This window comes from Nonomuraea sp. NPDC059007, assembly GCF_042740555.1.
Taxonomy (GTDB): domain Bacteria; phylum Actinomycetota; class Actinomycetes; order Streptosporangiales; family Streptosporangiaceae; genus Nonomuraea.
This window is the reverse complement of the sequence record NZ_JBHYJD010000007.1, coordinates 331,602-344,774: the sequence shown is the minus strand read 5'-3', so window position 1 is coordinate 344,774 and position 13,173 is coordinate 331,602. Positions and strand designations below refer to the sequence as shown.

Genomic DNA, 13,173 nt, shown 5'->3' with positions numbered 1-13,173 from the left:
GTTAGCCGTAGTTGATGACGGAGGAGATGCGGTCGTTCCAGCCGAGACTGTCGAGTTCCCGCATCTCCTGGTACGGCTGGACGTGCAGCGAGGCGCCCCCCAGATCGATGTGGTCGTAGTAGGCCACGTGGCAGTCGTTGGTGCTCATGGAGCTGATCGTGTCGTTCCAGGACGGCGAGGTGGGCCAGCCGCCGCGCCGCTTGATGGCGAGGTTGGGCCAGTAGTAGCCGGCCTGCAGCCAGAACCAGTCGCCGCCGTAGTGGTGGTGCTCGAACATCTGTACCTCCCTCGCCGCCGCCTGGACACGCGGGCGCGTCTGCGCGGCCGCCCAGGCGGCGGCGCGCAGGTGCCGGCCGTCGGTGAAGGCGTGCAGGGTGGGGCCGGTGTCGTCGAGGGCGAAGGTGAGCGGCTGGCCGTTGAAGCGCGTGATGTCGGCCGGGTCGTACGCCACGCCGTCCACCACGAGGGCCATCCGCGGCGGCCGGTGCACGATGGCGGGGTCGCTCGCCGGCCCGTGCAGCGTGCTCAGGCCGCTCACCCGGCTGGGCTGGGCGGGCGGAGGCTGGGTGAGCGCGTGGCCGACGAACTCCGGCAGCGTGGTGATGCCGCGCTCGCTGAGCACCTCCAGGACGTCCTCCTCGCTGATGCCGCCAACATGGGCGGAAAAATCCAGCAATCGCTCCACCTCGCGCCGCGTCTCCGTGGTGATCGGTTCTCTGCTCACGTCGCTCTCCTTTCGGCCGCACCGTCGCGGCCAGGGACGCCATGTTCTCCGTGGCCCGCGGGGGCGGGCCAGTAGCCGCACTGTGACACCTTGACTACTTCTCGCGACTTTCAGTCAAGATGAGCGTCCAGGCGGGTCAGGTGTAGAAAGGGGCACGTGAATGTTGCGGTGACCTGGTCGCAGGTACTGGCATGGCGGCTGCGGCGCCAGCACGTGAGCGGCCCCGGTGCCGACGACCCCGTGGCGGTGGCCAGGCGCCTGTGCGGGATACAGACCCAGGTGGCCTCCTCGGCCCAGCAGGCGGTCGCGGTACGCAGCGCGCGCCCCGACCCCGGCGCCGTCGACCGGGCCCTGTGGCAGGAACGCACGCTGGCCAAGACCTGGGTGATGCGCGGCACCCTGCACCTGGTGCCGGGCGACCGGCTGCCCGACTACTGCGCCGCCCTGGCCACGCTGCGGTTCTGGGAGAAGGGCGTGTGGCAGCGCGGCCACGGCGTGAGCGCGGCCGAGATCACGGCGATCGTCGAGGCGGTCCCGAAGGCGCTGGGCGGCCGGACCCCGCTGACCCGCGAGGAACTGGTCGACGCCGTCGTGGCCGGCACCGGCGACGCCCACCTGCGCGAGGCGCTCACCTCGGGATGGGGCGCGCTGCTGAAACCCCTGAGCAGGCTGGGCGAGCTGTGCTACGGCCCGCCCCGCGACGGCAAGGTCACCTTCACCACGCCGCGCGACTGGCTGCCGTCCTGGCCCGCCGAACCGCCGCCCCAGGAAGAGGCCGGCGTCCGCGTCCTGCGCGACTACCTGGGCGCCCACGGACCGGCCTCGCCGGAGACGTTCGACAGGTGGCTGTTCGGCGGCGTCGCGAAGAAGTCGGTGCTGAAGGGCTGGTTCCGCGACCTGGCGCCCGAGCTGACCGAGATCGACGTGGACGGCGAGCCCCTGCAGGCCCTCACCGAGCACCTGGACGACCTGGCCGCCACCCGGCCGTCGGAGGAGGTCCACCTGCTGCCCGGCTTCGACCAGTACATCCTCGCCGCGCCCCGGAACCTGGCGGCACTCGTCCCGCCCGCGGTCAAGCCCAAGGTCAGCCGTGCGGCGGGCTGGATCTCGCCCGTGGTGGTCCACCAGGGCCGGGTGGCCGGGGTGTGGGAGCCCAAGGACATGAAGGTGGAACTGTTCGAGGACGTCCCCGCCGGCCCGCTCGCCGAAGCGGTGACCGGGATGCGGGCGCTGCTGGCCGAGCTGTGACACTGGAGTCATGACCCGAGACTTCGCGCAGGTCGACGTTTTCACCGACACCGCCTACCGAGGCAACCCGCTGGCCGTGGTCCTCGACGGCGACGGGCTGAGCACCGAGGACATGCGGCGCTTCGCCCACTGGACGAACCTGTCAGAGACCACGTTCGTCCTGCCGCCCACCACCCCCGAGGCCGACTACCGAGTCCGGATCTTCACCCCCACCACCGAACTGCCGTTCGCCGGCCACCCCACGCTCGGCACCTGCCACGCCTGGCTGGAGGCCGGGGGCAAGCCCGCCGGCGGGGACACGATCGTGCAGGAGTGCGGCGCGGGCCTGGTCGACGTGCGGCGCACCGCCGGCGGGCTGGCCTTCGCCGCGCCGCCGCTGCTACGCGAGGGGCCGGTGGAGGAAGAACTGATCGAACGCCTGGCCGAGACGCTCCGCATCGACCGCACCGCGATCGTGGACGCGCAGTGGGCCGACAACGGGCCCGGGTGGGTGGCGGTGCTGCTGGGCAGCGCGCGGGAGGTGCTGGAGGTGCGGCCCGGCGTCGTGGACCTGGACATCGGGGTGGCGGGGCCGTACCCGGAGGGGTCGCCGCAGGCGTTCGAGGTGCGCGCGTTCTTCCCCCTGCACGGCGCCACGGCGGAGGACCCGGTCACGGGCAGCCTGAACGCGTCCCTGGCCCGCTGGCTCCTGCGCACCGGCCGCGCCACCGCCCCCTACACGGCCTCCCAGGGCACCGCCCTCGGCCGCGCCGGCCGCGTCCACATCTCCACCGAGGCGGATGTCATCTGGGTCGGCGGCGCCTGCGTCACCTGCGTTCGTGGCGTCGTGTCTCTCTAGCTCTCTCTTTTCGTTCGGGCGCTTTCTTTTTCGTTACGGCGAGCCGCCCCCACGCCACCCGCCGTCGTCGGCGGGCGCCGATCGTGGGGGTCGCTTCTCACGTCGGACGTGGTCCCCGCCGTCACGGCCCACGCCGACCAGATCGCCCGGCCCAGGTCAGGCAGTGTTGGGGTTTGCCCGTGACCGGGTGGACCCCGTGTGCGACCAAGCCGCCGCGCCCCCTGTGGTCCGGCCCGATCCTTTCCGGTGGCCAGGTGGTCAGGTTCGGGGTTTGTGGAGGGTGAAGCGGGTGGTGGCGCCCGGGCGGAGCTGGGCGGCGGTGGAGAGGTCGGCGGCGGACAGGACGGCGATCACCGGGTAGCCGCCCGTCGGCGGGTGATCGGCCAGGAAGATGATCGGCTGGCCGCTCGGCGGCACCTGGACGGCCCCCGCCACCATGCCCTCGCTGGGCAGTTCCCCCTGCCGGGCACGCTCCAGGACGGGCCCGCTCAGCCGTACGCCGACCCGGTTGCTGTCCTGGCTCACCTGGTAGGGCCGTCCGCAGAGTTCCTTCAGCGCCTCCGGCACGAACCAGTCGTCACGCGGCCCCGGCACCACCCGCAGCACGGCCGCCCCCGGCTCGCGCAGGGGGGCCACGTCGACCGAGATCTCCGCCAGCCCGTCCGCCGGGCCGACGGGCAGGACGGTCCCGGCCCGCAGCACGGCGGGCCCGAGGCCGGACAGCGAGTCGGTGGAGCGGCTGCCGAGCACCGGCTCGACCGCGATCCCGCCCCGGACGGCCACGTACGTGCGCAGGCCACTGACGGGCATCCCGAACCGCAGTTCGCCCCCCGCCGGAACCCAGAACGGCGCCCCCATCCCCGCGCCGGCCGGCGGCGGGGCCGTCAGCGGGCAGGGCGCGCCGGTCACGGAGATCCACGCGCCCGCAGGGAACGCCAGCCGCGCGCCCCCGAACGTCAGCTCGATGCCCGCGTACCCCTCCGGGTTGCCCACCAGCCGGTTGGCCAGCCGCAGCGCGGCGGCGTCGGCGGCGCCCGAGCGCGGTACGCCCAGGTGCGCGTAGCCGGGGCGGCCGAGGTCCTGGACGGTCGCGTAAGGACCGGGCTTGATCACTTCGATCATGCGGGCTCGAACCGCACGCGCGTGCCGGGCCGGAACAGCGACGGCGGCTCGGCCCGCACGTCCCACACCCGGAGATCGGTACGCCCCAGCAACCGCCACCCGCCGGGCGAGGCACTCGGGTACACCGCCGAGTGCGGCCCGGCGATGGCCACCGAGCCCACCGGAACCGACGTGCGGGGCGTGGCCAGCCTGGACACGTGGAGCACCGGGTCGAGCCCGGTCAGGTAGGCGAACCCGGGCGCGAAGCCCAGCCACCCCACCACCAGCTCCCGCCCGCTGTGCCGCGCCACCACCTCGGCCGGTGTCAGCCCGGTCTCCCCGGCCACGTCGGCCAGGTCGGCGCCGTCGTAGACGACCGGCACCACGACGACCGGGGTCGCGTCCGCCCGGTCGCCGGACGGCGGCTCCGCCGCGGCCCGCGCCAGGTCCGCCAGCCGTTCGCGCAGCCGTAGCTGGTCGGCGCCCGGCGCGACGACGAGCACGGTCTCCGGCCCCGGCACGATCTCCACGACGGAGCCCGGCCGCTCGGCCCGCAGCAGCGCGTCCAGCCGGTGGGACACCTCCAGCGACCCGGTCTCCACGAGCAGCCCGTGCTCACCTGCCGCCCTGATCACCGCGCCACTCACCGCGCCGCCGCGGTCATGCGAACGCCTGCAGGACCACACCGGCCTCAAGCAGCCGATCGCGTACGGCCTGCGCGAGCCGTACCGCGTCAGGGGTGTCGCCGTGGACGCAGATGGAGCGGGCGCTGACCGCGACCTGGGTGCCGTCGGCGGCCAGGACGCTCTTGTCGACGGCCATGCGCACGGCGCGCGCGGAGACCGCGGCCGGGTCGTGGATCACGGCGCCGGGCTCGCGCCGGGGGACCAGCGTGCCCGCCGGCGTGTAGGCGCGGTCGGCGAAGGCCTCGGTGATCGTGGGTACGCCCTCGGCGGCGGCGAGGTCGTGGACGACGGAGCCGGGCAGCGTGAGGATCGGCAGCGTGGGGTCGTAGTCGGCCACCGCGTCGACGACCGCCGCGGCCTGGCCGGGGTCGCGGCAGATGCGGTTGTACAGGGCGCCGTGGGGCTTGACGTAGGAGACGCGGCCGCCCATCGCGCGGGCGATGCCGTCGACGGCGGCGAGCTGGTAGAGCACCTCGGCGCACAGTTCTTCCGGCTCGACCTCCATCTCCCTGCGCCCGAAGTGGGCCAGGTCGCGATAGGAGACCTGCGCGCCGATCGACACGCCCCGGTCGACGGCGGCGGCGCAGGTACGCCTGATGGTCACGGGGTCGCCGGCGTGGAAGCCGCAGGCCACGTTGGCGCTGGTCACGATGTCGAGCAGCGCCAGGTCGTCGCCGAGCCGCCAGATGCCGAATCCCTCGCCGAGATCCGCGTTGAGGTCGATCACCATGGCCCTATCTTCTACCGTGGCGCGACGAAGAGCGTCTGGGTGGCCGCGCCGACCTCGCCGTGTTCGTCGAACAGGGCCGATCGGGTGAGGCCGCGCCCGGACGGGCCGACGACGGTCTCGGCGTCCATGCAGATCCACTCGGTGGCGGGCGTGCGGAACAACGCGACCGTGAGATCCAGGTTGACGAACATGTGCGTCTCGAACGGCAGGGCGTGGCTGATCCCGTTGCCGCTGTCGGCCACGGCCAGGAGGCGTTCGAGCGGGGTCGTGGGCTCGTCTTCCACCAGGGGGACGCGCATGCGCATCCACGCCGTCGCGGGGCCGGTCTCCATGGGGGTGCCCTTGACGAAACGCCAGTCCATGGCTCTGCCGTACCCGAAACCGGTCGACAGCCACGACGGCGGGCCCGGCTCGTCCGGGACGGGTGCCGGCGGCGGCGAGGCGGCGATCTCGGGGCTGTCGCTCTCGCGGATGCGCCAGGCGGTGGCCCTGACGTACTCGCGCCCGCCGGCCCGGACGGTGGCGGCCAGGCACTGCACCCGCCTGCCGTCGCGGATGACCTCCGCGCTGACCTCCAGCTCACCGACGGGGACGGGGCCGAAGACGTCGGCGGCCAGCCGGGACAGCTCCAGCCCCGGCACCGGCGCGGTGCGGCCCAGCTCGTAGGCGATCAGGGCGGTGACCGGGCCCATGTGCTGGAAGCCCGGGTGCCAGGGACCTTGGGTGTGCTCGGTGGCGAGGTAGCGGCCGGGGCCCAGCCAGGAGTACATCGGCATGGTTCTAGATCTCGTCGGGGATGTCGGCGATGTCGTCGAGGGCCGCGGCGAGTTCCTCGGGGTCGCCGCCGATGCGCTCGGCGATCTCGATCAGCACGTGCAGCACGTCGTGGCGGTCGTGCCCCAGGTCGAGCAGGCGCTGGGCGGCCTCCCACAGTTGCGGCGGGTCGCCGTCCCACAGCCTGGTCGCGATCTCCTCGTGCCAGGCCAGGTGCTCCTCGTCGATCTCGCCCACGTGGTCGAAGCGCAGCAGCGTGCGCCGGTCGGCCTGGTCGGCGGGATCCAGCTTGTCGAGGTCGATGTCACCGTGCACGCCCTGTAGGAACGGGAAGGCGAAGACCCGCCTGGCCAGCGCCGACAGGTCGCCGTCCGGCAGCAGCCGCTCCAGCAGCGGCAGGTCCAGGCCGAAGGAGGTCGGGTCGCGGTAGGCCTCGGGGAACTTCGCCGTCGCCTCCCACACCGCGTCCTGCGTCGCGCGCAGTCCACGCTCCGGCAGTCCGGTACGGCCCGCCGCGAAACGCACCCACGCCGACAGCACGTGCGGCATCGCCTCCTGCTCGGCCCGGCTCAGCATCACCTTGCGCGGCAGCCAGTCCAGCAGGAACGTCTCGCACTTGACCGGGCTGACCCGCATCGGCCGGTTGAAGTCCCGCTCGCAGCCGTAGTCGATGATGTGGTCGGCGCAGCGCGAGGCCGCCGACGGGTCCGACAGGTGCTCGGCGGCGTCGGAGGACAGGAACTCCGCGGCCAGCATGGCCCGCCGTTCGCGGCTGTAGGGCGCCTCGATGTGCAGCGGCGCCGGGCGCTTGCGGCCGGGCGGCAGCGCCTTCAGCCGGGAGCGGGCGAAGGCGTGGTAGGCGCTGTAGCTGTCGCTGACCGGCGGCGGCGTCTTGGGCACGGTATGTGACGGTCGCGCCCGCTTCGCCGCTCGCTGGCTCGTGCCTCGCTCTCTCCCGTCGAGCTCCTGCGCTCCGCCGGTGGCCTTCATCGCCGACTCCAGCAGCGCCCGCGCCTGCTGCGGCTCGATCTCCTCGAACAGCAGCATCGGGTCGGCCTCCGCCTCGGCCCTGGCCTGGTCCAGGAGCTTCTCCACGTGGGAGGAGACCCAGGCGTCGCGTGCCATGCCGTTCATGTTGTGGTCGACGACCATGACCAGCGCGTGCCGGTCCTGGGGGCGGTCGGCGGCGGCCTCGCCCCACCTGTAGGCGAAGGTGCAGATCACGGTGTCCTGGTCGCCGTAGGCGTCGCGGGAGACGTAACAGCCGGTGGGCTTGACCGCGCCCACCCGGTCGGCCCAGCCGGGCCTGGCCACGCCGCCCTCCATCATCGCCAGCGCCGCGCCCTCGGCCTTGGCGCCCTGACGCGCGGTGCCGAGGTAGGCCAGGCAGATGAGCAACGTCAGCGAGGCGGGCGTGCCGGCCTTGGCCGCGTAGTCGACCAGCCCCTCGCCGAGCACCTGCTCGACGTCGCCGCCCTTGACGCGCTTTCCCCACCAGGCGCCGATCATGTCGGAGACCATCAGCTCCGCGTCGAGCGGCGTCCGTACGGCGAGAAGTTCGCGCGCCGCCTGCAGCATCTCCTGGAAGACTTCATCAGGATCGGTTCGATGTCGGCGCACGCCCTCACTCTCTCGCATTCCAGGCACAAACGGCGCGTTTCACGCAGCCTGGTGACCCCGATGTTATCGGGCGCTACGGGGCGGGGGCGCGGAGTTCACGATGGCGAGCAGGTGCTCGCGCGCGATGCGCTCCACGATCTGGGGAGTCGCCTCGATGCCGAGGTGCTCCGCGCAGGCGCACACATCGGCCACACATCGGTCGATCGTGTCGACAGGCACGGTGAGAAACTCTTCGGCCAGCCGATGACTAACTGGCTCTTTGAGCATGCGTGTGGCCAGAGCGAGCATAGTCGTGAGATTCCTCTGCAAGCCCGAGGGCAAACCCCCCGGAGACGGACGCGGGCGACTTGCGCTCTCATTTCATCTGTTCTCGGGCCGGTGTCAAGCCTCCAGGCCGACTGTGTTCCCTACGTTTACTAGACGTTCTCGCCTAGCTGTAGGTCCACCGATGCCGACCACCGAACGTGAGAGACCCTTTCGTGCGAAGCTGGTGCCATGCGCATCCAGCTCGCCCAGCGGACGGAGGCCGACGAGCTGCTCGGCCGCAGCCCGCTCGCCCTGCTCGTCGGCATGCTGCTTGATCAGCAGATCCCGATGGAGTGGGCGTTCACCGGCCCGCACACCATCTCGGAGCGGCTCGGGCACGACCTCACGGCCGGGGAGATCGCCTCCTACGACCCCGAGGCGTTCGCCGCGCTGCTGGCCGAGAAACCCGCCGTGCACCGCTATCCGAAGGCGATGGCCGGCCGCGTCCAGCAGCTCGCCGCCTACCTCGTGGAACGCTACGAGGGCGAGCCCGAGCGGATCTGGGCCGACGCCGCGGACGGCAAGGACTTGCTCAAGCGACTGCAAGATCTTCCGGGCTACGGCAAGCAGAAGGCACAGATTTTTCTGGCTCTGCTCGGCAAGCAGCTCGGCGTGCGGCCACCCGGCTGGCGCGAGGCGGCCGGACTTTACGGCGAGGAGGGTTCCCACAGGTCGGTGGCCGACGTCACCGACCCGGAGAGCCTGGGCAAGGTCAGGGCAACCAAGCAAGAGGCCAAAAGGGCGGCGAAGGCCAAGTAGCCTGATCTTGCTGCGTAATGTGGAGCGATTTTGACAGGATGCGTTGTCCATAGTGGAGACCCGCGGGTGGCGGGGGCTTCCGTCCGCGCACACCCATCGCCGATGATGTACAGCAGAATCCGGTCGCCCGGAGCTGCGCTACGCCGATACACAGTTATGGAGATGTGCCGCGTGGGAGACCCTGGCACGCGACGGAGGTGCCGACCATGAGCGCCGAGACCTCCGTTCCCCGTCCCCGGGAGTCGGATGTGGACATCTCAGACTCCGGCCTGTTCAAGGGCCTGCTTTCCGAGGCGGAGTTCGCCTTCGCCTTCTTCGACGTCGAAGGCCGCGTCCAGCGGGTCAACGACGTGTTCACCGACGTCGTCAGCGTGCCCGCGGACAAGCTGATCGGAAAGCCGCCGGTCGAGACGCTCACCGCCGACCTCAGCCAGCTGATCACGCATGCCGTACAGGCCGTGATCGAGAGCGACGGGCCCGTCACGGAGAGCCGGGTGCGCGTACGCTCGGCCGAGGGTGACTCGCGGCACTGGTCGCTGTCGTTCTCGCCGATCCACGACGAGGGCGGCGAGCTGCGTGCCGTCGCGCTGGTCGGGCTCGACGTGACCGAGAGCCGCCAGACCGAGGAGGAGCTGCGCCGCAGCGAGGAGCGCTACCGCTCGCTGGTCGAGGCGCAGTCGCAGCTGGTGTGGATCACCTCGCCCACGGGCGCGGTGGTCGAGGACGCGCCCCAGTGGCGCGCCATCACCGGCCAGGGCCTGGAGGAGTACTTGGGGCAGGGCTGGCTCGACGCGGTCCATCCCGACGAGCGTCAGCAGACCGAGGAGGCCTGGCGCGAGGCCCTGCGCGGGCGGACCATGTTCGAGTGGAACTATCGGGTGCGCACCCGGGCCAGCGGCTACCGGCACTTCGAGGTGCGGGCCGTACCGATCATCAGGCATGGCCGGGTGGTCGAGTGGGTCGGCGCCAACACCGACGTGACCCCGCAGCGCGAGGCCGAGGAGATGCGCGGCAGGCTGACCGACCAGCTGGGCGCCGCCGCGCTGCGCACGGCCAGGCTGCAGGGCGCGACCGCGCTGCTCGCCGAGGCGCTGACGGTCGAGCACGTGGTCCAGGTCATCATCGACGTCGGACGCACCGCGCTGGCCGCCGACCGCTCCGCGGTGGCGCTGCTCGATCCCGACCGCGCCATGCTGCAGCTGATCAACGGCGAGGGCGTGCCCGAGGTGCCGGGGGCGGCGGGCGAGGAGATCCCGCTCGCCCACACCAGCGTGATGACGATCGCGGTCAACAGCCGCCGGCCGGTCTTCGCCGAGTCGCCGGAGAGCCTCAAGTCGCAGCTGCTGGAAGCCGGCGGCAGCGAGGAGGTCCTGTCGGCCTACCTCAAGCACAGCGACGAGCGGGCCTGGGTGGGCCTGCCGCTGCTGGCCGCGGGCCGGGCGCTGGGCGCGCTGCGCTTCTCCTTCACGCGGCCGCAGAAGATCTCACAGGAGGACGGCGTCTTCCTGGAGGCGCTGGCCGGGCAGTGCGCGCTCGCCGTCGAGCGGGCCACGCTGTTCGAGCGCGAGCACCGCACCGCCGAGACGTTGCAGCGCAGCCTGCTGCCCGACCGGCTGCCCGTGGTCAAGGGGCTGGTGCTGGCGCAGCGCTTCCGTTCCGGAAGCCGCCACGTGCAGGTCGGCGGCGACTGGTACGACGCCTTCGTGCTCCAGGACGGCCGGGTGGCCGCGGTGGTCGGCGACGTCATGGGCAAGGGCGTCAAGGCCGCCGCGGGCATGGGTCGGATCCGCAACGCCATGCGCGCGCTGGCGCTGACCAACCCGCCTCCGGCGGCCGTGCTGACCGGTCTCGACCGGGTCTTCGAGGCCACCGAAGAGGAGGAGCAGGTCACGACATTGGCGTACATGGTGGTCGAGCCGGTGACGGGAGAAGGGACGCTGGCGCTGGCCGGCCACCCGCCGCCCGTGCTGGTTTCACCGCAGGGTACGGCGATTCTGTGCGACGCCGAGCCAGGTACTCCGCTAGGCTGGCCGACCAGCCGAAGGCAGTTCCGGTTCGTGGTGCCGCCTGGCCATACGGCCGTGCTCTACTCCGACGGTCTGGTGGAAAACAGGAAGCGCGGGCTGGACGCCGGTCTCGCGGAACTTTGCTCTGTTGTGACCGAAGCTCCGCCCGAGGTGGTCAGTAGTCCGCATATGCTGCTGGACTTCCTGGTAGACCGGATGTTGTCGGGATATGAACAGGATGATGACGTTACCGCGCTGGCCATTCATGTTCCGCCGGCCACGAAGAGTGACTGAATGAAACAGTCATAAGGGTTGCTTTCGGGTATCAGTGCCGCCCTTACGTACGCACTACTGTCCGGGTCGGCCTAGGGTGGAGGTCAACCGCCGGGAGGTGGCCGTATGAAGTGCTGGGTCATGCCAGAATGCTGGATGGTCCGTTTGCGCTTCGCACGGCCTCGCCGTACTCCTAGAGAGGCATAGCCCCCCAGCGGGGATCTGGGTCCATTGTCGCCACGCGTTCGTTCGAGAGGTGTTCGTGTCGCCTGCAAGTTCGACTCGCTCGAAGCCACAAGAGCTGAACGAGCCCGTCATTCAGCGACTGCTCGAGCGTGGGCGCTCGCAGGGTTTCCTCGAGTCTGAGGATGTCCGCCAAGCCTTCGAGGAGGCGGACATCCCGATGTCGCACGCCGCCGCGTTCTTGCGGAACCTCAGTAAAGAGGGCGTGACCGTGGTGGTGACCGCCGCGGATTCGGCGGCACCGAAGAAGTCTCGTGGTCCAGCAAAGCGCCGCACCGCTGCCCCCGTCAAGACGAAGACCGCAGCGGCCGCCAAGGAGCAGCAGCCCGAGACCGTGACCGCGGTCGTGGGCGCGGCTGAAGCCGAGCCCGTCAAGAAGGCTGCTCCTGCCAAGAAGGCCGCCCCGGCGGCCAAGAAGGCCGCACCTGCCAAGAAGGCCGACAAGCCGGAGAACAACAACACCGGCCCGGCCGACACCAAGCCCAAGGCCCAGGAAGGCGCCGACGACGAGGACATCGACCTTGAGGGCGATGTCGATCTCGAAGACCTCGAGGACATCGAGGTCGACGACGAGGAGATCGTCGCCGAGGCCGAGACCGAGGGCGAAGAGTCCGACGACGACGCCGAGGAAGAGCCCAAGGCCGAAGCCGCGGCCGCCGCCGCGGTGCCGGAGAAGAACGAGGAAGAAGTCCTCATCCTCTCCGACGACGACGATGACGCCCCGGTCGCCCAGGTGGCCGCCGCGGGAGCCACCGCCGACCCGGTCAAGGACTACCTCAAGCAGATCGGCAAGGTCCCCCTGCTCAACGCGGAGCAGGAGGTCGAGCTGGCCAAGCGCATCGAGGCCGGCCTGTTCGCCGAGGAGCAGCTCGGCGGCGAGGTCGACAACCTGCCCGTCGACGTGCGGGCGGAGCTGGAGTGGATCGCCGAGGACGGCCGCCGCGCCAAGAACCACCTCCTGGAGGCCAACCTCCGCCTGGTGGTCTCACTGGCCAAGCGCTACACCGGCCGCGGCATGCTCTTCCTGGACCTGATCCAGGAGGGCAACCTGGGCCTGATCCGCGCGGTCGAGAAGTTCGACTACACCAAGGGCTACAAGTTCTCCACGTACGCCACGTGGTGGATCCGGCAGGCGATCACCCGCGCCATGGCCGACCAGGCGCGGACCATCCGCATCCCGGTCCACATGGTCGAAGTGATCAACAAGCTGGCCCGGGTCCAGCGGCAGATGCTGCAGGACCTCGGCCGCGAGCCCACGCCGGAAGAGCTCGCCCGTGAGCTGGACATGACGCCCGAGAAGGTCGTCGAGGTCCAGAAGTACGGCCGCGAGCCGATCTCCCTCCACACGCCGCTGGGCGAGGAGGGCGACAGCGAGTTCGGTGACCTCATCGAGGACTCCGAGGCCATCGTTCCGGCCGACGCCGTCAGCTTCACGCTGCTGCAGGAGCAGCTGCACTCCGTTCTCGACACCTTGTCGGAGCGAGAGGCGGGCGTCGTGTCGATGCGCTTCGGGCTGACCGACGGGCAGCCGAAGACGCTGGACGAGATCGGCAAGGTCTACGGCGTGACCCGGGAGCGGATCCGCCAGATCGAGTCGAAGACGATGTCCAAGCTGCGACACCCGTCGCGGTCCCAGGTCCTGCGGGACTACCTGGACTAGTCAGCTGGTTTTTGCAGGCCCCGTACCCCTTGTGGGGGTGCGGGGCCTCCGCGTTACCAGGACGCCTTCCTCCGCCCGCCCCGGTGGTGAGCGCCGGGGGCCTCCGAGATGCGTGCCCGGCCGGTGCGCCCGGTGCTTTCCGGCGCCGCGCGGTGGTGGAGTGGGCTGATTCGGGGGTTCGGGTTACTGGCAGCGTTTGGCTTGG

Annotated in this window: 12 protein-coding genes; 5 read left to right on the top strand and 7 right to left on the bottom strand. The window is 71.2% G+C overall.

The features are described 5' to 3' along the window. Position 1 precedes the first annotated feature (1 nt). The gene (locus tag ACFWY5_RS14630; protein WP_379609482.1) at positions 2-724 is read right to left on the bottom strand and encodes a hypothetical protein; all 723 of its coding nucleotides are present in this window, start codon (positions 722-724) and stop codon (positions 2-4) included. A gap of 156 nt (positions 725-880) precedes the next feature. On the opposite strand from ACFWY5_RS14630, the gene ACFWY5_RS14625 reads away from it, so the two are divergent. Together ACFWY5_RS14625 and ACFWY5_RS14620 are read left to right on the top strand one after the other, a co-directional pair. Then, a complete protein-coding gene (locus ACFWY5_RS14625; protein ID WP_379632196.1) occupies positions 881-1,972 on the top strand; it encodes a winged helix DNA-binding domain-containing protein in 1,092 nt (363 codons plus the stop codon). Between the two features lie 10 nt (positions 1,973-1,982). Further along, entirely contained in the window at positions 1,983-2,810 is an 828-nt protein-coding gene (locus tag ACFWY5_RS14620; RefSeq protein ID WP_379609484.1) for a PhzF family phenazine biosynthesis protein, read from the top strand. A gap of 258 nt (positions 2,811-3,068) precedes the next feature. On the opposite strand, the gene ACFWY5_RS14615 is transcribed toward ACFWY5_RS14620, so the two are convergent. The 6 genes from ACFWY5_RS14615 to ACFWY5_RS14590 form a co-directional block, all read right to left on the bottom strand. Continuing rightward, on the bottom strand, positions 3,069-3,932 hold the full coding sequence (locus ACFWY5_RS14615; protein WP_379632194.1) for a biotin-dependent carboxyltransferase family protein: 864 nt from the start codon (positions 3,930-3,932) through the stop codon (positions 3,069-3,071). Continuing rightward, complete coding sequence (locus tag ACFWY5_RS14610; RefSeq protein WP_379609486.1) at positions 3,929-4,546, bottom strand: allophanate hydrolase subunit 1; 618 nt, start codon at positions 4,544-4,546, stop codon at positions 3,929-3,931. Before ACFWY5_RS14610 ends, ACFWY5_RS14615 begins: the two co-directional genes overlap by 4 nt. A gap of 25 nt (positions 4,547-4,571) precedes the next feature. After that, positions 4,572-5,327: a LamB/YcsF family protein gene (locus tag ACFWY5_RS14605; RefSeq protein WP_379609487.1), complete on the bottom strand. Its 756-nt coding sequence runs from the start codon at positions 5,325-5,327 to the stop codon at positions 4,572-4,574. 11 nt (positions 5,328-5,338) lie between these two features. Beyond that, positions 5,339-6,097: a thioesterase family protein gene (locus ACFWY5_RS14600; RefSeq protein WP_379609488.1), complete on the bottom strand. Its 759-nt coding sequence runs from the start codon at positions 6,095-6,097 to the stop codon at positions 5,339-5,341. A 10-nt stretch (positions 6,098-6,107) separates the two neighbouring features. Further along, entirely contained in the window at positions 6,108-7,679 is a 1,572-nt protein-coding gene (locus ACFWY5_RS14595; RefSeq protein ID WP_379609742.1) for a hypothetical protein, read from the bottom strand. 105 nt (positions 7,680-7,784) lie between these two features. Then, positions 7,785-8,009 (bottom strand): hypothetical protein, encoded by a 225-nt coding sequence (locus tag ACFWY5_RS14590; RefSeq protein WP_184974436.1) that lies wholly within the window; start codon positions 8,007-8,009, stop codon positions 7,785-7,787. A 207-nt stretch (positions 8,010-8,216) separates the two neighbouring features. On the opposite strand from ACFWY5_RS14590, the gene ACFWY5_RS14585 reads away from it, so the two are divergent. The 3 genes from ACFWY5_RS14585 to ACFWY5_RS14575 all read left to right on the top strand — a co-directional run bounded on the left by ACFWY5_RS14585 (position 8,217) and on the right by ACFWY5_RS14575 (position 12,968). Continuing rightward, the gene (locus tag ACFWY5_RS14585) at positions 8,217-8,786 is read left to right on the top strand and encodes an HhH-GPD-type base excision DNA repair protein (protein WP_379609490.1); all 570 of its coding nucleotides are present in this window, start codon (positions 8,217-8,219) and stop codon (positions 8,784-8,786) included. A 206-nt stretch (positions 8,787-8,992) separates the two neighbouring features. Further along, positions 8,993-11,086 (top strand): SpoIIE family protein phosphatase, encoded by a 2,094-nt coding sequence (locus ACFWY5_RS14580; protein ID WP_379609491.1) that lies wholly within the window; start codon positions 8,993-8,995, stop codon positions 11,084-11,086. A gap of 241 nt (positions 11,087-11,327) precedes the next feature. Continuing rightward, positions 11,328-12,968: an RNA polymerase sigma factor gene (locus ACFWY5_RS14575; RefSeq protein ID WP_379609492.1), complete on the top strand. Its 1,641-nt coding sequence runs from the start codon at positions 11,328-11,330 to the stop codon at positions 12,966-12,968. Positions 12,969-13,173: the final 205 nt, after the last annotated feature.

Coding starts and splice junctions, on each gene's coding strand:
- ACFWY5_RS14620 (WP_379609484.1), top strand. CDS start 1,983: ATGACCCGAGACTTCGCGCAGGTCGACGTTTTCACCGACACCGCCTAC.
- ACFWY5_RS14615 (WP_379632194.1), bottom strand. CDS start 3,932: ATGATCGAAGTGATCAAGCCCGGTCCTTACGCGACCGTCCAGGACCTC.
- ACFWY5_RS14605 (WP_379609487.1), bottom strand. CDS start 5,327: ATGGTGATCGACCTCAACGCGGATCTCGGCGAGGGATTCGGCATCTGG.
- ACFWY5_RS14600 (WP_379609488.1), bottom strand. CDS start 6,097: ATGTACTCCTGGCTGGGCCCCGGCCGCTACCTCGCCACCGAGCACACC.
- ACFWY5_RS14595 (WP_379609742.1), bottom strand. CDS start 7,679: ATGCTGCAGGCGGCGCGCGAACTTCTCGCCGTACGGACGCCGCTCGAC.
- ACFWY5_RS14590 (WP_184974436.1), bottom strand. CDS start 8,009: ATGCTCGCTCTGGCCACACGCATGCTCAAAGAGCCAGTTAGTCATCGG.
- ACFWY5_RS14585 (WP_379609490.1), top strand. CDS start 8,217: ATGCGCATCCAGCTCGCCCAGCGGACGGAGGCCGACGAGCTGCTCGGC.
- ACFWY5_RS14580 (WP_379609491.1), top strand. CDS start 8,993: ATGAGCGCCGAGACCTCCGTTCCCCGTCCCCGGGAGTCGGATGTGGAC.